The following is a 19,773-nucleotide window of genomic DNA, read 5'->3' on the forward strand; positions in this document are numbered from 1 at the left end:
TTTAGTTTAAATATTGATTACCTTGAGGGCGGGTTTTATACCTGCCCTTTTTGTTACTCACTCGTAACTTTTTATAATAGATTTTAAGCTGATTGATTTGTTTGCAACCAGTTAAGCAAATCTTCCATAGTAGTAAAATCTAACAAAGCTTCGCCAAGGTTTTCTAATTGATTTAAAGAAAGAGATTTGATGCGCTCTTGCAATTCTGATGATAATTCTCCCACTCGTCTTTGTAGTAACCTTAAAATAAGCTGTTGTTCACCTTCTTGTTTACCTTCTTGTTTACCTTCTTGTTTTCCGCGCTCGTAGCCGATGCGCTCACCCGTAGTTACATATCTCATAGTTCGCTCCTGCTCAAATTGTTTAAACTCTTCCCAAAACTGATTTTCTAATGTCTTTGGTAATATCATAACCCAATCGATAAATCGATATAGATTGCGAATATCCTGCTCTCCTAAACCCAAATCATATAGTCTGCGAATTAGACTAAATTTCCATATTTTGCGTTGTTCAGGTAATGAGCGTGTCTGCTGCGTTTTCAAATGCGCCATGACGACAGTTGCAAATGGATTATCGCTATTTTCTAACTCTTGAAAGCGATTTTCGTAATCCAAAAGTTTAATACTGCCAAATTCAAAAGTTAAGCGAGTATTGGGATAATTGTAACTGTAATTACTTGGTCGCCATTCGCGGTTGGGATCGCAGAGAATTGCAAGGCTTATTGCTGGTCGATCGAAGCGGTCAAATATGCGAAAGTTGTAGGTAAACATCCGCTTAGGAAAATTATCTTCTTTTTGTCCCTGAATTTCAACATGGATTAATAACCACAGTTCTTCCCCTTGGGTTTGCCAGACTTTGATTAATTGATCGGCATATCTTTTTCCCTGTTCAGCTTCACGAGCTATCTGTTGAAATTCTTTATCTAGAAATTCGTAGGGACGTTCCCAATCAATTAATGCAGAGGTTTCTGGAAAAAAGAAATGCATTGCTTGGGGAAAATAAGCTTCTATAATTTCTTTCCAAGGGCTATCAAAATCAGCGCGTAGGCGTAGCCCGTCGTAGACATCGCTAATATTAGTCATAATTTATCCAATAGGTTTATTTTCATCACATTTATGTGCATCCAGTAATCCACAATAAGTTTGTCTTTATATACTTCCTTAATTATCGATACATTTCTTACAATCAAGGTACAATCAGATTTAGTAAAACTGCTTATGTTAAACTACAATCCGTTACATTGTTTGCCATCTTCCGAAGAATTACCCGACTCAGATGATACCTCTGTGGATAATGAACTACAAAATTTAATTCCCGGCTTACTGAAAACGATACTGGCTTTGGTTTGGTGCGATCGCTGGGATTGGTTTTTTGGTGTTGACATGGGTATTTATTATGACCCAGATAAACCAGCCATTGTCCCTAATGGGTTTCTCAGTTTAGGAGTTAAACGCTTTATTGATGAGGACTTACGCCTAAGTTATGTGCTGTGGGAAGAAAAGAAACCGCCAATTTTAGCATTAGAAGTTGTTTCTCAAATATATCGGGAAGAATATAGCACCAAGAAAGAATTTTATGCCAAAGAATTAGGAATTTTATACTACATTGTATATAGTCCTCTTCGGCGTAAAAAGACACCTTTGGAAGTGTATCGTCTAGTTGATGGAGAATATATTTTAATGTCAGGAAATCCCGTTTGGATACCAGAAATTGGTTTAGGGATTGGTAGAGAACGGGGAATTTACCAAGGTATAGTTCGGGAATGGCTGTACTGGTATGACGAAGAAGGGCAAAGATTGCTAACACCAGAAGAACGCATCAGGGAAGCGGAAGAACGCACAGCTTTTGAAGAGCAGCGACGTGTGGAAACAGAGCAACAAGTGAAAATGTTAACAGAAAGGTTAAAAATGCTTGGTGTTGAGCCAGAAAACTTGTAATAGATTCAGCAGATTTTGTAATTTTCGCTGCCTTAATGTTAATTAGCTTCCTGGTTAGGGAATTATATTTATAAAGCAACTCATAGCTTGATGGTGCAAATCGTCATGACTTGTTGCTCAATAAATATATTTACCAAAACCTGCATCAAAAATATGGAAGTTAAATTAGGATTTGGAGCAGTACCAAAACCTCAATATGTTTTTGTCAGCAAAGAATCGGATCACTGCTGGTATATGCTATCCGACGATACAAGACAAATCCCAATTTATGAGAGAGCTTTGACTGGGGTGATAACTGGGATAGAAGTTAATAAAAAAGTGGAAACTTCACATGGAGAATCAGAAAAAACGGATTTGCATATTTTGGCAGAGAAACCTTATGTTATCCGCTCAGGAAGTGAATCTTATTTTTCTAAAAGTTTGTTGCTTTCACTTGATGCCTTGACTTCTGAACAATTGCATCATCCATTGACGATCGCAGTCAGTCCTGGAGAAAGAACAATTGTATTTTGTGCAATTTATAATCCAGTCACTTATCGTTCTATAGGTGTTAGTTGGAATGGACACAGAGAAATTGACTGGCAAGCTTTAGGACAAAAAGTAAGTTTAAAAATTAATTGTATTCAAAATTTACATCAAGATGAAATCCAAATATCTGCTAATACAACGGCATCAGAAATTCATGCAGTTTTGATAGCTCAAAGTGACACATATTTAGCCCAATTAAATTGGACTCCAGAGCAGGGAAGGGAGTATTTGCAGCAGAGATATGGCAAGCGATCGCGTCTACATCTCACTGATCCAGAAATTCTGGACTTCATCGATTACCTAAAGCTACAACTAACCCAAAGCTAGCTAACTTAATACAGCTTTGCATAAGTTCGTAGCGAATTGACAGGGGAAAACTTTTGACGGTAGGGTAAATATATGTCAACACCTCTCAATCATTCATTACTATGATTGGTCGGCAAAAACTTATAGGGTACAAATTTTTAATTTTGAATTGTTATAGTGTCCATCTACTGATAGGTATGTTTAACCGTTCCTTGAACGTTGCAAAATCAAAATTATTTTGGCAGCGCTTATTTACTGTTGTTTTCACTAGTAGTTCCTTACTCCCCAACTTTGGTAGCCAACCAGCAATGGCGCAAGTAACTGAATATTGTCAGTTACCATCAGCGGCGGTGCAAGAAAAAGAAAATTTACGTTTGTCAGCCCTCAAAGGCCAACAAGATGCTCAAACGCGTTACCAAAATTTAGTGCAAAAACAGGCACAGGAATTACAGGAGTGCCGCACTCGCACTTGGCCAAAAACCCAAGCTATTTGGTTGCGCTTGTATCCTTGTGACGTTCAGCCAGGAACAATTGATCAAATTATGGATCGGATTGTTAACCGTGGCTATAACCAAGTTTATTTAGAAGTATTTTCCGACGGGCAGGTATTATTGCCAGCAAAAGCTAACCCGACGGTTTGGCCTGCTGTGATTCGCACTCCAGGGTCAGAAAACGTTGATATACTCGCCACAGCACTACAAAAAGGTCGGCAACGTGGTTTGAAAGTCTACGCCTGGATGTTTACTAACAATTTCGGCTATACTTACGCCCAGCGCCCAGATAGAGAAGATGCGATCGCTCGTAATGGCAAAGGTCAAACCAGTTTATATGTGGTAGATAATGGCTCTCAAGTATTTATCGACCCCTACAACTTGCAAGCAAAACGCGACTACTACCGATTGGTACAAGAAATTTTGCGCCGTCGTCCAGATGGACTGCTATTAGACTACGTGCGTTATCCCCGGCAAGCTGGAAGTGATTCTATTGCCACCAAAGTTTCAGATTTATGGCTATTTAGCCCTGCAACCCAAGAAGCTTTATTTAAACGGGCACAAAATTACAAAGGGCTAGACTTGATTCGCCGCTTTTTGAGTAAGGGATTCGTCGGCGCCGGAGATGTCGCCGAAGTCGATAAACTTTATCCTCAAGAAGGAGAACCTCTTTGGCAAGGACGCATTCTCCCACCAGGGCAAAAATCAATCCTGTCTGCAACCGATAGACAGCCGCTTTTGCAATGGGAGTTGTGGCAGCTTGCGGTTGCCCACGCCATGCAAGGAATTCTAGATTTTGTTAACATCGCTACTTACCCAGCAAAGCAGCAAGGTATTCCTACAGGAGTGGTCTTTTTCTCTGATGGCAACCAAACTGTCGGACAAGGGTATGATTCTCGTTTGCAACCTTGGGATCGGTTCCCCGCTACGTTAGAATGGCATCCTATGGCTTATGGAACTTGCGGTAATGCCAGTTGTATTGTGTCGCAAGTGCAGCGGGTTTTGAGTATGGCAAAACCGGGTACGCAAGTGATTCCCGCCTTAGCTGGTAAATGGGGAGAATCCGTTAGTAATCGTCCATCTCTAGAAGTGCAAATGCAAGCACTCCGCCAATTTGCCCCCCAGCTAAAGGGAGTTAGCCATTTTGCCTATTCTTGGCAATATCCTGAGAGTGATAACGATCGCAAATTCTGTCGCACTCGGTAAACAGGAGAGGTTCAATTTCGCCAATCACCCAATTGTGTCGTCAGCATCAGGAAAGCGTCTAGCGCAAGCACGAGCATCTTTAATGCTCACAATGCGATTGCTAGCGCCCACGAAAAAGCTCAGGCTTTTGGTTTTGAGCTTATTTCTCAACCCGCAGTAAATATGGTTTCTTGGAAGAGGGATAAAATACTTTAGAATAACGTAAATAAGTAAAGTCCCAATATATATAAATCCAAACTCAAAACTTATATTTCAGATCAAATTGTTCTGATGTTCTATTTTGTGAATTAATAGCTATCAATTTATTCACGAAGTTAGGATATAAAGAGGCATCATTACTAATTGTAATTACACCCTGAAATATATCGAAAATTTTTATATAACATCTCAAATAATTATTAATTTTTAATAAACTACCAACATGAATATTGTTTTTATAATTATCAAAATATAAATAGGGAAACCAAGATTTTTCTCTATAAAAATCAATATTAAAATCAATTGATCTATTCTGCCAACGCTCTTTTTGAAAATCTTGATAAATGATTAATCGCAATAATTCTCCAATATTATCATTAAGATAATCTGAACCAAGCCAATAATAAGCTAGTTCATATGCAATTTTTATAATTGCACGTTTATAAAAAATTGTATCTATTTTCAATTGTTTATGTAGAAGAGGTCGTTCACTACTAACAGGTTGAGCATTTAAAATTTGTTTTTCTTCTTCTTCAGACAATAAACCTAAACCCTTTCTTTTTAATTTTGTGTTAGTAATATGTATTAGTTTCCTTCTGTCTGCTTCATCACCTGGTTTTGTAGAAGCTTCTATATGAATATTTAATGCCCCATCATCTTCAAGTTCAATATCAACTTTTGAAGAAACCTGTTGTAGTTATTTAGGATTACCAAAATTATCAAATACATATCTAATTTTTTCTTGAGTACCAGCAATATAAGCTTCCCCAAGCGGATTAGGAATTTTTCCTGATTTTCCAGGAATTTTTAAAGCCAGACGAATTAATTGTACAAACTCGTGGTTAGTAAGCTTTGAATCTACTGAAGATCCAAGGAGATCATTACATATTTTACAAACACAATCTAAAGTAATATTTCCTCCTATACTATCAGGAAATATATGTTCTTTACTAAAATTAGTATAAGACTTATTTTCTTTACAAATAATACATTTCATAATTTAATTTTTACTAATAAAACTGAATATAAATTTCTATGAACTTTGCACTTTGTGACAAGACTATAAAACTACCCAAACTTTACAAAGCATAACCTAGTGTATAGTTATTCCCTAATACCATCAGATGTAAAGATTAACTTAAAGCCAAGTCCTCTGGTGTATTACAGTTAAACAGCATTTCTGGTTCTGGTAAAGGCAAAACTTCTACAGGATATTGCTGAAGCCACTGCTGAAACGATCGCCCCCCTTGGTTGATAAACTCTAAAAGTTGTGGCAAACAACGGCGGCGATAGAAACCACACAGAGGTTCCCAACCTTTGGGATGATGAGCTAAAGCTGCGACCTTATCATCTCCCACCCTATCAAGTCGAGTTACCCAATCTTGCAACACCTCAACCCGCAATCTCGGTAAATCGCAAGCTAGCAAAAGCACCCATTCTGTCTCTACTTCGGCTAGTCCTTGAGCAAAACCAACTAAAGGCCCGTGAGGTATTGATTCTCCAGATAAAGGCACTTCCCGAATAAACTGGCAACCAGGCAAAAGCAAATCTTGATAGCGTTCTGGCCAGGGAGTGATTATATAGACAGTATCAGCACAGCTTTGAGCAATGCTACAAACTCTCTGTAACAACGGCATCCCTTCAATGGGAATCAAGGCTTTATCTTGACCCATCCGAGAACTTTTACCGCCCGCTAATACAATGGCGGTTAATTTGCTACATGAGTTAATAGTCATTCGTCAAAAAAATAGAGGGTAAAAAACGAGTCAAATTAAATTAACCCCTGACGCTGAAAGTAGAATAAATTTATCTTCTACTTAAATCCCATCATGGCTATCCAAGAACTCGAACAACAACTCCTTCAGCTTTCCCCCAACGATAAACTGTACATCATTCAACTCCTTGCCCAAAGCCTGACCACACACAACACCCACCCAGATCAACCAAGCAAACTCTCAGAGTTTTTCCGTCAATCTCCCCTAGCTGAACTCACCGAAGAACTTGACCTGAGTCGAGATCGCACCCTTCCCCGCGATGCCTTCACCCCATGACCTACCTCCTTGATACCTGCGTGATTTCCGAACTTGTTGCCAAACAACCACATCAACAAGTTTTAGCTTGGCTAGATTCTCAAGTACCAGAAACACTTTACCTCAGCGTCATTACAATTGGCGAAATCGCTAAAGGCATCAGCAAAATTACTGCATCTAAGCGGAAAGAATCTCTAACAACTTGGCTGAATGAAACCCTGCCCAATCGCTTTCAACAAAGAATCTTAAATATAGATGTCTCAACAATGTTGTTGTGGGGAAATTTAGTCGGGCAACTAGAACAGAATGGGCGACCTCTACCTCTCATGGATTCTCTTATTGCAGCGATCGCAATTCATAACTCTTTATCACTTGTCACCCGTAACGAAAAAGATTTTGCTGGGACAGGGGTTGTGATGGTTAATCCTTGGTCTGTTTAGGCTCATCACTATAATGGGTCAGTAACATCCTAGTTAGGAAAAATAAAACTATTTCACGCCCTCACCTGACTTTTCTGGACTTGCTGCAATAAATGCTCTACATTTGCTGCTGGTGCAAGACACTTCAAACCTTGGCAAACTAACCCAACGCTTCCTTCTGGCAAATCAGATGTCACGTTAAACACAGCCGTTGGTAGAAACTTGGGGATCAGAGAGTTTATTTGCTCAGTGGTGCTACGAATCAAGGTAGAATTACGATACCAATCCAACGCTGTAAATAAACTGGGGCAAGCTTGAGGAGCGCGATGCATTACACTTCTAAAAGTTTTTAACCCAAGTTCAGCTAAATCCAAATAATCTAGATTATCGGTGAGTAAAGCAAGACGAACAAGATTAGCGATCGCAATTCCATTGGCTGATGGTGTAGCATTATCCACATAACTGCGTTCCCTGACAATTAAATCTTGACTAGAATCGCTTGATGTGTTGTAGTAACCGCCTAACTCGACGTTCCAGAGAAACTCGTTGAATTCATCTTGAATAGCGATCGCTTTTTCTAACCATCGCTTATCTTCAGGGTTGGAAGCTTGTAAATTTAGCAGAGCTTTAACAAACAAAGCGTAATCTTCCGATTGAGCTAAAACGCTTGGTTCTCCTTGATAGTTGAGCCGATGGAAACGCCCATCAACAAACTGATTTTCCCAGATAAAATTCGCCGCTCGTGTTGCTAATTCCAGATATAAAGGTTCTTGGAAAACCCCAGCAGCCCTAGCCAGCCCGGAAATCATCAAGCTATTCCAGGCGACAATCATCTTTGTATCTGTCACCGAAGGAATGCGACCCGGCCAATTAGTGGTTTTTGCTTCCTGGTTGTTACGAGCCGGGGGAAAAGTTTCTAATGACTCAGAACTAACGCCATAGCGAACAATAAACAGCTTACTCAGTGCGGTTTCTAGCGTAGCACTCAGTTTGCCTGAATTCCTTCTTTGTAAAACATTATGTCCTTCAAAGTTGCCGTTAGGGGTAACAGTAAATTCTTCTTGTAATTCCGTTAATTCTTCAGGCGTTAACAGTTGTTGGACTTCGCTGTAACTCCAAACATAAAAAGCTCCTTCTTCTGGTTCTACAGCCGTGGATTCAGTGAAGCTATCGGCATCTTGAGAAGCATAAAAGTAACCTTCCGGTGCGGTCATTTCCCGCTTTAGCCATTGTACAGTACCAGCAACTGCCCTTTCAAAAGCTGGTTCTTGGACTCCTGTACTCCATAAATTTGCTAGATACTCCACAATTTGTCCATTGTCATAGAGCATCTTTTCAAAGTGCGGTACTGTCCAAGTTGGGTCAACAGTATAGCGATGAAAGCCACCAGCTACATGGTCATAAATCCCTCCTAGCGCTAAGTCTAGTCCTCGCTGGGTACAAACTTGCTTGCCATCATAGCGAGATTCAAAATTAAATCGAGTTCCCCGCAATGCCAATTCTGTGTAGGGAATCATCGGAAAGCTATTGCCAGATTGATTAGGGGTAATTATACCTGTACTGGTTTCCCAACCTTGCTGGAGTAATTCATGGTCTTCAAGCTCGGATGTTGTACCGTCTTGTAATACCGCAGATGTCAGCAGAGACTCAATAATTAAGGCTTTGCGTTGTTGTAATTCTGCTTTTTCTGTATCGTAATAACGGCGAAGCGCTTGCAACACCTGCAAAAATCCTGGACGACCATAGCGCGGGTCTACAGGAAAATAAGTACCAGCGTAAAACGGCACTAAATCTTCTGGAGAAAGAAAAATATTTAAAGGCCAACCGCCTTGACCGCTCATCATCTGCAAAGCTTGCATATAGATGCTATCGAGGTCAGGTCTTTCTTCCCTATCTACTTTGATGGGAAGATAATTAGTATTCATGTAGTCAGCGATCGCAATATCAGAAAAAGCTTCGCCTTCCATGACAGTACACCAATGGCAACTAGAGTAGCCAATGGAAAGGAAAATTGGTTTATTTTGCGCCTTTGCAGTTGCAAGCGCTTCGTCACACCAAGGCCACCAATCAATTGGGTTTTCGGCGTGTTTGCGGAGATACAGGCTCTTAGCTTCAGCAAGGCGATTAGTCATGATTAAACGCTAGTAGTTGCCTTCTTTGCTCAGTCTATCGTGTTCCCAGGAATGTTATCCTAGACCAAATATGGAGATTAACCAAGAAACCCTACGAGTTAATTACTCCTTGAGCAAGAGATACTACTGGATGTTTTGGCGATCGCCTAAGTAAGTTAGTGTAAAAAATTGCATATTTGTAGTCAGCGTTAAAACGCTTTAGCGCTGACTACAAGGCAATCATCTTTAATCATTTGATATAATTGGTTTTATTTGCGCGGACTTACTTACACTAGTGCAACTTAAGAAAACATTTTACTGAAAAGATCGCAATAGCAAGCTCACAATATTTGGTGGTGTTTCTCGCACAGGTGATGCTGTCTTTGTCTTAATTAAAGTATTTGGGCTAAGTCCTACTATCAAATGGAGCAAGAAGGTGATGATGGCGGCTTGTATAAGTTTTTCCAGCATGGCACGTCTCTCTCGAGGTGGATAGCATTTCAATTAGGACTAGTTATTGTAAATACACTTCGTACTATAGACTTACCGAATCTAACAAAAATGACTTGATAATTGCTGAGGGAAATCCTAAAAAAATGTTTAAAATGTTACTTAAAATTAACATTACTCCCTAAGCAAGTCGGATTTCGGTTATCGGTCTAATCACTACATTGCCAAGCTTGTGCAGCAAAAGCCGAAACATAAGATTGGCGATAGTTAGAGTTTTTTGATTTGTTCTTCCCTAAATCGGGATATTCTCTTAGACAGCTTTTGTTGCTAAAAAGTGCCCTTAGAGGTTGGAAAAAAGGCAAGAGAGCAGGCAGCAAGGGGGATAGAACAGGAATATAGATTGATCCCGCCGATTGCGTTAGCTTCACGTAGGGTACGAGAATCACGGAAATGGTGTAGGAGACTCAGACCTATACTCCGAAGAAGAATTCAGGAGCCAGAATAGATTTTGTGCGACTGGATGGAGAATAGAGGTTTAGAGCAAACGATTTTAAACGCGCGTGTTCGCTCTTAGCGTCTCCCCTTGAGAGAAGAAAAAAAATCTTTCCTCCGTGGCTCTTTGCCGTAACTTGACTGCTAGGGTATTCTGAATTCCGTCTTTTGACTGCTTCTCATTTCTATTTCGCTGGAAATAGTAGAGATAAACCCCAGTTTCGTGCTGTCACCGATAAAATGTATTTAAAGTAGCCACAAACACGCTTCCATGATTCCTATCGTTATTGAACAATCGGGTCGAGGTGAACGCGCCTTTGACATCTACTCACGGCTGTTACGTGAGCGCATCATCTTTTTGGGACAACAAGTTGATAACAACATTGCTAACTTGATTGTTGCCCAACTGCTGTATTTGGATGCTGAAGACCCGGAGAAAGACATTTATATGTACATCAATTCTCCCGGTGGTTCGGTGACGGCTGGGATGGGCATTTTTGACACTATGAAACATATTCGCCCTGATGTCTGTACAATATGTACCGGATTGGCGGCGAGTATGGGCGCTTTTCTCCTCAGCGCTGGTGCTAAGGGTAAGCGGATGAGTCTACCCCATTCTCGGATTATGATTCATCAACCTCTAGGTGGCGCTCAAGGACAGGCGACTGATATTGAAATTCAGGCGCGGGAAATTCTTTACCACAAGCGGCGGCTAAACGATTATTTAGCTGAACATACAGGTCAACCAATTGAGCGCATTGCTGAAGATACTGAACGTGACTTCTTCATGTCACCAGAGGAAGCCAGGGAATACGGTTTGATTGACCAAGTGATTGACCGTCACGCCGCCGGTAGCCGTCCAGCAGTTGCTGTTCTTAATTAATAATCGCGATTGGTAAATGGTGATTTACCGCTTTTAATTTCTTTAAACCCTAAAAATAACCCCTTTTCATAACTGAAGAGGGGTTATTTGATTTTAAAAGTCGATTTAGAAGTGGAAATCGCGATCGCTCAACAAGCAAATGCTGTCACTCAACAAGCAAATGCGATCGCTAAACAAGCAAATGCGATCGCTCAACAAGCAAATGCTGTCGCTCAACAAGCAAATGCGATCGCTCAACAAGCAAATGCTGTCGCTCAACGAGTAAATGCTGTCGCTCAACAAGCAAATGCTGTCGCTCAACAAGTAAATGCTGTCGCTCAACAAGTAAATGCGATCTCTAAACAAGCAAATGCGATCGCTCAACAAGTAAATGCTGTCGCTCAACAAGTAAATGCGATCACTCAACAAGCAAATGCGATCGCTCAACAAGTAAATGCGATCGCTCAACAAGCAAATGCGATCGCTCAACAAGTAAATGCGATCGCTCAACAAGTAAATGCGATCGCTCAACAAGCAAATGTTGTCGCTAAACAAGTAAATGCTGTCACTCAACCTGACTTTTCACGGGATGTGGAAAGGGGATAGACTTTTGCAAGAGGTCTATTAGTCCTTACAAATGACTAATGACCAATGACTAATGACGAATCAAAATCCCGCTATTGGGTCTGGCTGAGATTGCAGGTATTTGAGGAATCCGTGTAATTCTTCTTCAGTCAGCAAAGTACGCCCACGCTTACCGTAGGTTTCAATCAGATGCTCCCGTCCCTGTTCTGGTGTCCACCCTAAACGCTGAAGTTCAACATCTGTTTTCGCAATTACATCCGATAAATCCACGGGTTCAGCTTTCTTCTTTCTCTTTCCTGTCCCCGACGGCGTGGTGACATTCTCTTGCGGGCTGTAATTCCGAGGTGTAAATGGTGTGACATTATTAGCAGAGATCCCTGGAAAGCTTTGATTTTCCACTTGGTTATCAAAGGTTATTTCCAAGTTCTCAACCGGGGGATCAAATTCTAGCTCCCGATTGACGGGAACAGGAAAGTTTTGACCTAAATCCGGGCTATAGGTATCGCTTACTACGGGTGCAGCATTGCTGTAGCCATACTGTTCGTTAGTGCTTGTTACTACCTCTGGTTTGATGTTCCGTCCTTTAGAAGGCGGTATAGATATTTCTTTATCGCTGACCCCTGACCACTGATTATCCACAAACTCCTCATTTTTTCCAGAGGAATAGGCAGCAGGCTCACTTAATCCACCTTTGGTATTTAAAGAAGGATTTAGCTGCGCTGGGGAAATTGGATTTGAGGTAAATGCCACTGATTCTGGTGGCGCATTTGTAATACCCAAAACTATTAGCGCTCTAGTTCTGGCTTGGTCTTCTGCTGCTTCTACTGTTTCTGCTGCTGCCATACCCGTAGCACGGGTTACGCCTTCAATTTGCACGCTTGCCCGGACTATATATTTTCCTTGAAAAATTTGCACTAATTCAGAAATCAAACTGCCCTTGGGATACAAGCTCTGGAATTGAGCCAACATAATACTGCTACCAATCTAAATCTGTTGAGGACTGGGGACACTTCGACAAAGCTCAGTGAACACTGGGGACTGGATACTGGGAAAGAATTATTTTAATCCTAATCCCTAGTCCCCAGTCCCTTTTAAAGTAATATTTTTGCTTTGCCTTGTGTCCCAATTGTAGCAGTAGCTCTTTTTTGACGAAATTTTTAGCGAGTGCTAGCTTGTCTGGGTAGTATTGCCTGCAATGCTATACTAATTACCCAACCAATATCTAGAACTATTTTCTAGAAGTGCGCTCTAAATCTACAATAATAAAGATAAGGTTCGCTGTCACTGCTTATTAAACTGCTTACCTAATTGTTACCGATTCTACGTGTGGGAAAATTGGGTTCACCGGCAGTTCCTCCTAGTTAAAAATCAGAGTCTAATGGCGTAAAATTACCTTCACTCTAGACAATCAAACACCTGTAGTTTCCACGCCACTTGCTCCCCTGCATAGCGCTTTTGAGCAGTATGGATTCTCTAAACCCAGCTTCTCAAAAACCCGTCGCGTAACTACCTAGCGGGGCTAAATGGTAATCAGGCGTGCAATCTTAAGTTTGATTAGGTGAAGAGAATTGAACGCAGGCGAATTCTGAGAGCATCGTGCAGTGAGAAGTTCGTAAACGCCCATTGTCTGTGGGTCGGCTTCCTTGCAAAGGAACTGCGGGAGTAGTTTCCCGCTTTTGCTGGGTCGGGCTTCCTTTCCTTAGAACTTAGGATGCCTTGCTTCAGGACAATTAGTTTCCAGCTTGTTTCTGTAAGCCGTGAGGATATACAGAAAAGAACCAGATTAAAGAAGAATTCAGAATCAAGATAGCGGGTCTGAATTCCCTGCTATTACGAAAGTTGACCACAAAACAAGAAAATTTTTGTGGGGGACTTAAACACCTTGATTCAGACGCTTGCGGACTCGCTACGGCTGCGCTATCCGCCAGTCAGACAGAATTAAATTCTGTAGCTTGCTTCCCTAAAAGGGTATTCTGGCTTCTGACTCCTGAATTCTGTTTTGTTAAACAACAAATGATGTTTTGACCAAAGGTCGGTTCACTGCATGGAATTTTCAATCGCTACACTCCTTGCCAATTTCACCGATGATAAATTGGTAGCTCGGAAAGTTTTAGAAAAGAAACTTGGCTGTGAAGATGAAAAAAGCTTACAAAAACTTCACATTGCTTTAGATGTTCTGGAAAAAATCGGTATTTTAGTCAAAGAACGGGGCAAGTACCGTCGTGTCTCAGAAGAGGGAATAATCGAGGCAAAACTCCGTTGTTCTAGTAAAGGGTTTTGCTTCGCTATTCAAGATGTGGAAGGCGCTGAGGATATTTACATCCGCGAAAGTCATCTGAGCAATGCTTGGAATGGCGATCGCGTTTTGGTGAGAGTTCTCAAAGAAGGCAGTCGCCGTCGCTCTCCCGAAGGGGAGGTGAAGCTGATTCTCGAACGTTCTAACCACACTTTACTGGCACGAATTAAGCAGGTAGAAACGGGTTTCCGAGCTGTGCCTTTAGATGATCGATTGCTGTTTGAACTCAAGATTCAACCCAATGGGGCAAAGTTAGAAGAAGCGATCGATCACCTGGTTCACGTTGAAGTCTTGCGTTACCCATTAGCACAATATCCTCCCCTTGGTCGAGTGGTGCAAATCCTCGGCAGTGATGCCGAAGCTGCTGCTGATATAGATTTAGTTACGTGCAAACACGACCTTTCCCGGACTTTTCCAGATAATGTCTTAGAAGCAGCCGCCAAGTTGCCCAAAAAGCTCCTCAAAGCAGACCTGAAAAATCGGCTGGATTTACGTAATTTGTTTACTCTTACCATTGAAGGGGTAAATGGTGATACCAAAGTTATAGAAAACGCTTTTAGTTTAGAAAAAAACTTAGCCGGAAATTGGCTTTTGGGCGTTCATATCACTGATGTTTCTCACTATGTCCAACCTGACGAAGCACTCGATAGAGAAGCACTCAAACGGGGAAAATCAGTGTATCTGGGAGAATTGGTGTTGCCAATCTTGCCGCCAACGGTGGTAGAACGCTGTTCTTTAGTACCTGGGAGCGATCGCTTAACCATCTCTTTTTTAATTACTATTGATCCCCAATCGGGAGAAGTGCTGGAGTGGGAAATTCAACCCAGTGTAATTAACGTAGAGACTGCATTGAGTACAGAACAAGCTCAAGCAATCCTCACAGGTGAAGCTCAAGATCAATCATCACAGGTTTCCCAAATCCTGCAAAACCTCCAAGCCTTGCAAATAGCCGTCAAACAGGTACGGTTGAATCGTGGTAGCCTCCAGTTGAATCTGCCGCCTAGCCAAAACGCCTACTATGATGAGGGGATTCTCGGCGCTGTGGTGGTGAATGATTTACCAGTGCGATCGCTACTGACGGAGTTGGTGTTGCTAGTTAATCAACTAATGGCAACTCACTTAAATGCCCTTGGTGTTCCCGCTATCTGGCGAGTCCAAGGTACTCCCGATGTTGAAGATGTCCAGGAAATGCTGAAATTAGCAGTCAATTTAGGCGTTGACCTCACACTAGATCCAGAAGTCGATATTCAACCCTTAGATTATCAACATTTGACTACAGCTTTTGGCGAATCTCCCTCTGAGCAAGTTCTTACTTACTTATTACAAGATACGCTTAAGCCGTCTGCCTACAGCACCACCAAAGGATCTCACTTTGGTCTGGCACTAGCGCAATATGTCCACTTTAGCGCTCCCTTGCGGCGTTACCCAGATTTGCTCATGCAGAGAGTGTATTACGCGCTACTCGAAAACGGACGCGATCGCCGCAATACCCGTGTGAGAGAGCGCGTTAACCTGCGCCACTCCTCCAGCCACGAGGAAATCAACTGGAACGTTTTACCCCCAGAATTGCAGCAAGAACTGCAAAGCGATTTAACTAGGGTAATTGTCCAAATCAACGACCGAGAAAAAGAAGTCCAAGAAGCCGAAGCCGATTTAGCCGGACTGCAAAAAGCCCAACTGATGAAGCAACGCATCGGCCAGGTGTTTCAAGGTGTGATTACCGGCGTTCAATCCTACGGTTTCTTTGTGGAAATTGAAGTGCCAGCAGCCGAGGTGGAGTCCAGCAGTAATCCTGGTGTGCCTCTGCGGGTAGAAGGATTGGTACACGTCAGTTCTCTCAAAGATGATTGGTATGAATATCGCGCCAGACAACAAGCACTGTTTGGTCGCAAAAATCGCGCTTCTTATCGATTAGGCGATCGCGTCGCCGTCCAAGTTAAGAGTGTCGATTACTACCGTCAGCAAATTGATTTGGTAACAGTCGGCAGCGATGGTGTAGCTAAAGGTTTAACTGGCAATGATTCCAATGAGGAGCTTTCAGACCTCTACTTACCAAATGACATTGAGCCTGATGACCTAGATCCTTACTCTGAGGATGAGTAAAATAAACTAAACCTTACGTGTCAAATAACACTAAACCTTTAATTTTAGGCGTATCGGGCGCATCTGGTCTGATTTACGCTGTTCGCGCGATCAAATTTTTGCTAGAAGCAGACTATAGCATTGAATTGGTTGCCTCTAAATCTACTTACATGGTTTGGCAGTCAGAACAGGAAATTCGGATGCCACCAGAACCAACCGGGCAAGAACAATTTTGGCGAGAGCAAGCTGGAGTTGCACTTTCCGGTAAACTACGCTGCCATCCTTGGGGTGATGTTGGAGCCGGAATTGCCAGTGGTTCTTTTGCCACTCTGGGGATGATAATTATTCCATGCAGCATGAGTACAGTGGCAAAGCTAGCAGTTGGCTTGAGTTCCGATTTATTAGAACGGGCAGCAGATGTCCAACTCAAAGAAGGGCGAAAGCTGGTCATCGTCCCGCGTGAAACCCCTTTTAGCCTCATCCACCTCCGTAATTTAACCTCTTTAGCAGAAGTTGGAGTGAGAATTGTCCCCGCGATTCCCGCTTGGTATCATAATCCCCAAACTATTGAGGATTTAGTTGATTTTGTAGTTGCTCGTGCTTTAGATCAACTAGATATTGACTGCATCCCTATTCAGAGGTGGCAAGGTCGTCACTAACGCCCTCTGTGGATTTATTGGAAATTTCACAATAGTCCTAAAAAGGTAATGATAGAGATGGCTGATAGTGTCAGTAGTCAGTGAACAGTAATTAGTGAAGAATAAGGAACTTGCAAAAAATAAATTATCCTAAATTATTTGTAGATTTGTATGAGCGCAAGACCTTGTGCCTCTACAATGGGATGTTTTTTAACTGGAAGTCCCTAATGAGACTGATAACTGACTACTGACTACCCACCACTAATAATTGACACCTGACAAAATTGCTATGGCTGTAATTCGCTTAATTCTATTGGTGGCAGTACTGGGAGGACTAACGCTGTTGTTAGTCCAAAATTTCTCACCTGCCCTATCGTTAGTATTTTTGGGCGTGCAAACTCAACCATTACCACTAGCGATATGGATTTTGTTCAGTACTGCCACTGGTGCTTTCACATCTATATTGATTGCTACCTTGTTTAACTTATCCAATTATTTTGGGGGAGGACAACGCCAAACTTCCAACAGAACAACCGCCGCTTCAACTCGTGCAAAAGCAACTCGGAGAGAAGAACCGACATCTCGTCCTGCCAATCCTCCACCAGCAGCTAGTAAAAATGAAGAGTCTAGCAGTGATGTAGTTGATGATTGGGAAACAAATGGTATTAGAGATGATGATTGGAACTTTGATGAAAAGTCAGAGTCAGCAGCTACTCCTAATCCTCAAGCTCAACAGCCTAAAGATTCAACAAATTACGAACGTCAATCAGAAGCCAAAAGCAGTTCTCGGTCTGGTTCAGTTTACTCTTACAGCTACCGCGAGCCAAAAAATACGGCTGCGGGAAAAAGTGAATCTGTTTATGATGCTGATTACCGGGTGATCATCCCCCCTTATCAGCAGCCGACTACCAATCAAGCCAATGATGATGATGATTGGGAGTTTTTTGATGATGATGATGATCTGGAAGATGATGGTAAACGCCCCCGTCGGTGAGATGTAGCAGGCTACGTCTCTACTTGATGCCACACCGCTCTCTAGACTCCTGCTTGACCTTACCAGTCATGGCAGCTTCTTGCAAAGTCATGAAAGCATTAAAATCTTCCAAGTCGTATCGGGTAGTCAACAATTGTCGTAGTTGATTTTCAGCTTCCACTGTCAAATAGCCAGTTGCTAAAGCTTTTTGTACAACGTCACGAATTCGAGTCATGGTTGACACCTCATCCATCTTATATTTATTCATCAGACTTATTGGGGTGAAATATGCAGTAGTTTTTGTGCCGAAACTTCAAGTTGGTAAGTTTTTTTTGAGCGATCGCAGGAAAGAAGTCATTATTTACACCTTTAGAGGAAACATTTAATTGATTGGAGCTTGTTATAACTGAACTTTTAGAAGAATGACCTTGTAATAGTAGAAACACAGTATTTTAGTATACTTAAAATTATCCACCAAAGTGAAAATTCGGATTATTTAAATAGACAGATATTGTTTGGATAAAGTTTCAAACAAGCTATATTAATTTTTTTGTTAAGCATAGCGATCGCCATGCAGCAATTAAAAAGTTACTTCAAGGCAATTACTATATTCCTTACAAATTCTTCATTTATTACTCATAGTAATTTTACATAAAAAGCTTTAATCTATTGCAGAAGTTACTTTCAATACATTAATAACGGTAATAACAGCAGTTAATTAAGCTCAAATAAAAGATAAATTTGTAGAAATTAAAAACAATACAATATTTATAGAAAAATTTGGGCTTGCAAAGAAAAAAGCCTTGATGCTCGTTTAAAATCAATTCCTAAGATGTTTACTTTGCGATCGCTTTTCCAGTGCTGTGGGTGATAAAGTGCATCGGCGCAGTCTAACTCTGGCATTTCTTGAATACGCACGTATGAGTCGTTAAGTTTATAATTGGAAATTGTGACTCAGCACTCAGAATTGGAGCGAAGCAACTGGTGAGCAACTTATTACAAGGAGTCAACCTTTACTTAATTGGGATGATGGGCGTTGGTAAGACGACAATAGGGCGCTTACTGACAAAAGAATTGGGTTATAGGTTTGTGGATACCGATGATGTTATTGCTCAAGCAACAGGTAAATCTATCAATCAGATATTTGCAGAAGAAGGTGAAGCAGGGTTTCGCCAGTTAGAAAGCGACGTACTTTCACAAGTTTGTGCTTTTACAAAGTTGACTATCGCAACTGGTGGGGGCATTGTACTCCGGCGAGAAAATTGGGGTTACTTGCACCACGGTTTGATAGTCTGGCTAGATGTGCCAGTGGAGATAATTTACAGCCGTTTAGCTGAGGATACCACAAGACCACTGCTACAAGATGCTGATCCTAAAGGTAAGCTGCGATCGCTCCTCGAACAACGAACACCACTTTACTCTCAAGCCGATTTGCACATCACCGAGCGAGAGGGAGATACACCTGAAGACATCGCCAAACGAATACTTGAGGCAATTCCTGGCGTTCTCAAACCCCAAGCTTCTCGTTAACAAGACTCAAATTACCAAATTTTGGTCATCCGTAGGATAAATCCTGATAATTCTGGATTACCACTAACGGCTTCGGGATTTTCCAAAATCTCAACTTCTCGATTAGGACGGTAAATGTAGACTTTTCGATTCTGCCGATCAATTAACCAGCCTAGTGATGTACCGTTATTGATGTACTCCTGCATTTTGTCTTGTAATTTGATCAGGCGATCACTGGATGAGCGTAACTCAATGACAAAGCTAGGACAAATTGGTGCAAATGAGGCTTTTTGTACATCTGTTAAGGCGTTCCAGCGCTCCAGTTCAATCCAAGAAGCATCAGGGGAACGCATCGCTCCATTAGGTAGCGTAAAACCTGTACTGGAGTCAAAGCCTATGCCAGTGCCATCTTGTTCAGTCCAATACCCAAGCTGTGCAGCAATGTTAAAGTTACGGTTGCCCGTATCTGAAAAAGCTGGTGGCATAATGATAACTTCGCCATTAGCAGTGCGCTCGATTCGTAAATCTCCATTGGCTTGACAAAATTCGTAGAACTGCTCATTTGTCATCTGAACCAGCGAAGGGAAATTTACCGTTAGGGGTGTGCTTTCAGTTTGAATTAGCAGCGTGGTCATTTTCATTCCCTAGCTTCAGCCGAAT

General features: G+C 41.6%; 22 protein-coding genes. 12 read left to right on the forward strand and 10 right to left on the reverse strand.

The genetic code is table 11. From position 1 onward, the window contains the following. Nucleotides 1–83: 83 nt before the first annotated feature. A complete protein-coding gene (locus ANSO36C_RS24320; protein WP_251956603.1) occupies nt 84–1,082 on the reverse strand; it encodes a DUF4351 domain-containing protein in 999 nt (332 codons plus the stop codon). 135 nt (nt 1,083–1,217) lie between these two features. On the opposite strand from ANSO36C_RS24320, the gene ANSO36C_RS24325 reads away from it, so the two are divergent. From ANSO36C_RS24325 to ANSO36C_RS24335, 3 genes are all read left to right on the forward strand, one after another. Further along, nucleotides 1,218–1,937, forward strand: a complete 720-nt coding sequence (locus tag ANSO36C_RS24325; protein WP_251956604.1) for a Uma2 family endonuclease — start codon at nt 1,218–1,220, stop codon at nt 1,935–1,937. A 153-nt stretch (nt 1,938–2,090) separates the two neighbouring features. After that, nucleotides 2,091–2,792 (forward strand): hypothetical protein, encoded by a 702-nt coding sequence (locus ANSO36C_RS24330; RefSeq protein WP_251956605.1) that lies wholly within the window; start codon nt 2,091–2,093, stop codon nt 2,790–2,792. 176 nt (nt 2,793–2,968) lie between these two features. Continuing rightward, complete coding sequence (locus tag ANSO36C_RS24335; protein WP_251956606.1) at nt 2,969–4,468, forward strand: family 10 glycosylhydrolase; 1,500 nt, start codon at nt 2,969–2,971, stop codon at nt 4,466–4,468. A 238-nt stretch (nt 4,469–4,706) separates the two neighbouring features. On the opposite strand, the gene ANSO36C_RS24340 is transcribed toward ANSO36C_RS24335, so the two are convergent. The 3 genes from ANSO36C_RS24340 to ANSO36C_RS24350 all read right to left on the reverse strand — a co-directional run bounded on the left by ANSO36C_RS24340 (nt 4,707) and on the right by ANSO36C_RS24350 (nt 6,402). Further along, entirely contained in the window at nt 4,707–5,207 is a 501-nt protein-coding gene (locus tag ANSO36C_RS24340) for a hypothetical protein (RefSeq protein ID WP_251956607.1), read from the reverse strand. 156 nt (nt 5,208–5,363) lie between these two features. Next, nucleotides 5,364–5,663, reverse strand: coding sequence for an HNH endonuclease (locus ANSO36C_RS24345; RefSeq protein ID WP_251956608.1), 300 nt, complete (start codon nt 5,661–5,663; stop codon nt 5,364–5,366). A 136-nt stretch (nt 5,664–5,799) separates the two neighbouring features. After that, a complete protein-coding gene (locus ANSO36C_RS24350) occupies nt 5,800–6,402 on the reverse strand; it encodes a molybdenum cofactor guanylyltransferase (RefSeq protein ID WP_251956609.1) in 603 nt (200 codons plus the stop codon). Between the two features lie 93 nt (nt 6,403–6,495). Here ANSO36C_RS24350 and ANSO36C_RS24355 point away from each other — a divergent pair, with 93 nt between their 5' ends. Next, nucleotides 6,496–6,717: a hypothetical protein gene (locus ANSO36C_RS24355; RefSeq protein WP_251956610.1), complete on the forward strand. Its 222-nt coding sequence runs from the start codon at nt 6,496–6,498 to the stop codon at nt 6,715–6,717. Next, nucleotides 6,714–7,136, forward strand: coding sequence for a type II toxin-antitoxin system VapC family toxin (locus tag ANSO36C_RS24360; RefSeq protein ID WP_251956611.1), 423 nt, complete (start codon nt 6,714–6,716; stop codon nt 7,134–7,136). The genes ANSO36C_RS24355 and ANSO36C_RS24360 overlap by 4 nt, the downstream gene beginning before the upstream one ends. Nucleotides 7,137–7,189: 53 nt before the next feature. Here ANSO36C_RS24360 and ANSO36C_RS24365 read toward each other — a convergent pair whose 3' ends face one another. Both ANSO36C_RS24365 and ANSO36C_RS24370 read right to left on the reverse strand, forming a co-directional pair. Next, the gene (locus ANSO36C_RS24365) at nt 7,190–9,247 is read right to left on the reverse strand and encodes a thioredoxin domain-containing protein (protein ID WP_251956612.1); all 2,058 of its coding nucleotides are present in this window, start codon (nt 9,245–9,247) and stop codon (nt 7,190–7,192) included. 294 nt (nt 9,248–9,541) lie between these two features. Next, the gene (locus ANSO36C_RS24370; RefSeq protein WP_251956613.1) at nt 9,542–9,697 is read right to left on the reverse strand and encodes a hypothetical protein; all 156 of its coding nucleotides are present in this window, start codon (nt 9,695–9,697) and stop codon (nt 9,542–9,544) included. A gap of 742 nt (nt 9,698–10,439) precedes the next feature. Here ANSO36C_RS24370 and clpP point away from each other — a divergent pair. Continuing rightward, complete coding sequence (clpP, locus tag ANSO36C_RS24375) at nt 10,440–11,051, forward strand: ATP-dependent Clp endopeptidase proteolytic subunit ClpP (protein WP_104908489.1); 612 nt, start codon at nt 10,440–10,442, stop codon at nt 11,049–11,051. Nucleotides 11,052–11,138: 87 nt separating this feature from the next. After that, nucleotides 11,139–11,636, forward strand: a complete 498-nt coding sequence (locus ANSO36C_RS24380; RefSeq protein ID WP_251956614.1) for a hypothetical protein — start codon at nt 11,139–11,141, stop codon at nt 11,634–11,636. A 60-nt stretch (nt 11,637–11,696) separates the two neighbouring features. On the opposite strand, the gene ANSO36C_RS24385 is transcribed toward ANSO36C_RS24380, so the two are convergent. Beyond that, on the reverse strand, nt 11,697–12,584 hold the full coding sequence (locus tag ANSO36C_RS24385; protein WP_251956615.1) for a hypothetical protein: 888 nt from the start codon (nt 12,582–12,584) through the stop codon (nt 11,697–11,699). Between the two features lie 1,075 nt (nt 12,585–13,659). Between ANSO36C_RS24385 and ANSO36C_RS24390 the strand changes: the two genes are divergently transcribed. From ANSO36C_RS24390 to ANSO36C_RS24400, 3 genes are all read left to right on the forward strand, one after another. Further along, nucleotides 13,660–16,014 carry a ribonuclease R family protein gene (locus ANSO36C_RS24390; RefSeq protein WP_251956616.1) on the forward strand — a complete coding sequence of 785 codons (2,355 nt, stop codon included), beginning with the start codon at nt 13,660–13,662 and terminating at the stop codon, nt 16,012–16,014. A 17-nt stretch (nt 16,015–16,031) separates the two neighbouring features. Then, a complete protein-coding gene (locus ANSO36C_RS24395) occupies nt 16,032–16,652 on the forward strand; it encodes a flavin prenyltransferase UbiX (protein WP_251956617.1) in 621 nt (206 codons plus the stop codon). A gap of 268 nt (nt 16,653–16,920) precedes the next feature. Continuing rightward, nucleotides 16,921–17,625 carry a LapA family protein gene (locus ANSO36C_RS24400; protein ID WP_251956618.1) on the forward strand — a complete coding sequence of 235 codons (705 nt, stop codon included), beginning with the start codon at nt 16,921–16,923 and terminating at the stop codon, nt 17,623–17,625. A 19-nt stretch (nt 17,626–17,644) separates the two neighbouring features. Here ANSO36C_RS24400 and ANSO36C_RS24405 read toward each other — a convergent pair whose 3' ends face one another. Continuing rightward, nucleotides 17,645–17,839 (reverse strand): hypothetical protein, encoded by a 195-nt coding sequence (locus tag ANSO36C_RS24405; RefSeq protein ID WP_190939620.1) that lies wholly within the window; start codon nt 17,837–17,839, stop codon nt 17,645–17,647. On the opposite strand from ANSO36C_RS24405, the gene ANSO36C_RS24410 reads away from it, so the two are divergent. Beyond that, nucleotides 17,838–17,990 carry a hypothetical protein gene (locus tag ANSO36C_RS24410; protein WP_251956619.1) on the forward strand — a complete coding sequence of 51 codons (153 nt, stop codon included), beginning with the start codon at nt 17,838–17,840 and terminating at the stop codon, nt 17,988–17,990. The genes ANSO36C_RS24405 and ANSO36C_RS24410 overlap by 2 nt on opposite strands. Nucleotides 17,991–18,372: 382 nt before the next feature. Here ANSO36C_RS24410 and ANSO36C_RS24415 read toward each other — a convergent pair whose 3' ends face one another. Then, nucleotides 18,373–18,522, reverse strand: coding sequence for a hypothetical protein (locus ANSO36C_RS24415; protein ID WP_251956620.1), 150 nt, complete (start codon nt 18,520–18,522; stop codon nt 18,373–18,375). Between the two features lie 66 nt (nt 18,523–18,588). Between ANSO36C_RS24415 and ANSO36C_RS24420 the strand changes: the two genes are divergently transcribed. Further along, the gene (locus ANSO36C_RS24420; protein ID WP_251956621.1) at nt 18,589–19,134 is read left to right on the forward strand and encodes a shikimate kinase; all 546 of its coding nucleotides are present in this window, start codon (nt 18,589–18,591) and stop codon (nt 19,132–19,134) included. Between the two features lie 11 nt (nt 19,135–19,145). Here the strand turns inward: ANSO36C_RS24420 and ANSO36C_RS24425 are convergent, their stop codons facing one another. After that, a complete protein-coding gene (locus ANSO36C_RS24425; RefSeq protein ID WP_251956622.1) occupies nt 19,146–19,748 on the reverse strand; it encodes a Uma2 family endonuclease in 603 nt (200 codons plus the stop codon). Between the last annotated feature and the right edge of the window lie 25 nt (nt 19,749–19,773).

Source organism: Nostoc cf. commune SO-36, assembly GCF_023734775.1.
Lineage (GTDB): Bacteria > Cyanobacteriota > Cyanobacteriia > Cyanobacteriales > Nostocaceae > Nostoc > Nostoc commune_A.

Bases quoted from the DNA above. Each gene is read 5' to 3' on its own strand.
- ANSO36C_RS24370 (WP_251956613.1), bottom strand. From the start codon at position 9,697: ATGCTGGAAAAACTTATACAAGCCGCCATCATCACCTTCTTGCTCCAT.
- ANSO36C_RS24365 (WP_251956612.1), bottom strand. From the start codon at position 9,247: ATGACTAATCGCCTTGCTGAAGCTAAGAGCCTGTATCTCCGCAAACAC.
- ANSO36C_RS24335 (WP_251956606.1), top strand. From the start codon at position 2,969: ATGTTTAACCGTTCCTTGAACGTTGCAAAATCAAAATTATTTTGGCAG.
- clpP (WP_104908489.1), top strand. From the start codon at position 10,440: ATGATTCCTATCGTTATTGAACAATCGGGTCGAGGTGAACGCGCCTTT.
- ANSO36C_RS24320 (WP_251956603.1), bottom strand. From the start codon at position 1,082: ATGACTAATATTAGCGATGTCTACGACGGGCTACGCCTACGCGCTGAT.
- ANSO36C_RS24390 (WP_251956616.1), top strand. From the start codon at position 13,660: ATGGAATTTTCAATCGCTACACTCCTTGCCAATTTCACCGATGATAAA.
- ANSO36C_RS24405 (WP_190939620.1), bottom strand. From the start codon at position 17,839: ATGACTCGAATTCGTGACGTTGTACAAAAAGCTTTAGCAACTGGCTAT.
- ANSO36C_RS24425 (WP_251956622.1), bottom strand. From the start codon at position 19,748: ATGACCACGCTGCTAATTCAAACTGAAAGCACACCCCTAACGGTAAAT.
- ANSO36C_RS24345 (WP_251956608.1), bottom strand. From the start codon at position 5,663: ATGAAATGTATTATTTGTAAAGAAAATAAGTCTTATACTAATTTTAGT.
- ANSO36C_RS24400 (WP_251956618.1), top strand. From the start codon at position 16,921: ATGGCTGTAATTCGCTTAATTCTATTGGTGGCAGTACTGGGAGGACTA.
- ANSO36C_RS24350 (WP_251956609.1), bottom strand. From the start codon at position 6,402: ATGACTATTAACTCATGTAGCAAATTAACCGCCATTGTATTAGCGGGC.
- ANSO36C_RS24385 (WP_251956615.1), bottom strand. From the start codon at position 12,584: ATGTTGGCTCAATTCCAGAGCTTGTATCCCAAGGGCAGTTTGATTTCT.
- ANSO36C_RS24330 (WP_251956605.1), top strand. From the start codon at position 2,091: ATGGAAGTTAAATTAGGATTTGGAGCAGTACCAAAACCTCAATATGTT.
- ANSO36C_RS24355 (WP_251956610.1), top strand. From the start codon at position 6,496: ATGGCTATCCAAGAACTCGAACAACAACTCCTTCAGCTTTCCCCCAAC.
- ANSO36C_RS24325 (WP_251956604.1), top strand. From the start codon at position 1,218: ATGTTAAACTACAATCCGTTACATTGTTTGCCATCTTCCGAAGAATTA.
- ANSO36C_RS24360 (WP_251956611.1), top strand. From the start codon at position 6,714: ATGACCTACCTCCTTGATACCTGCGTGATTTCCGAACTTGTTGCCAAA.
- ANSO36C_RS24410 (WP_251956619.1), top strand. From the start codon at position 17,838: ATGGTTGACACCTCATCCATCTTATATTTATTCATCAGACTTATTGGG.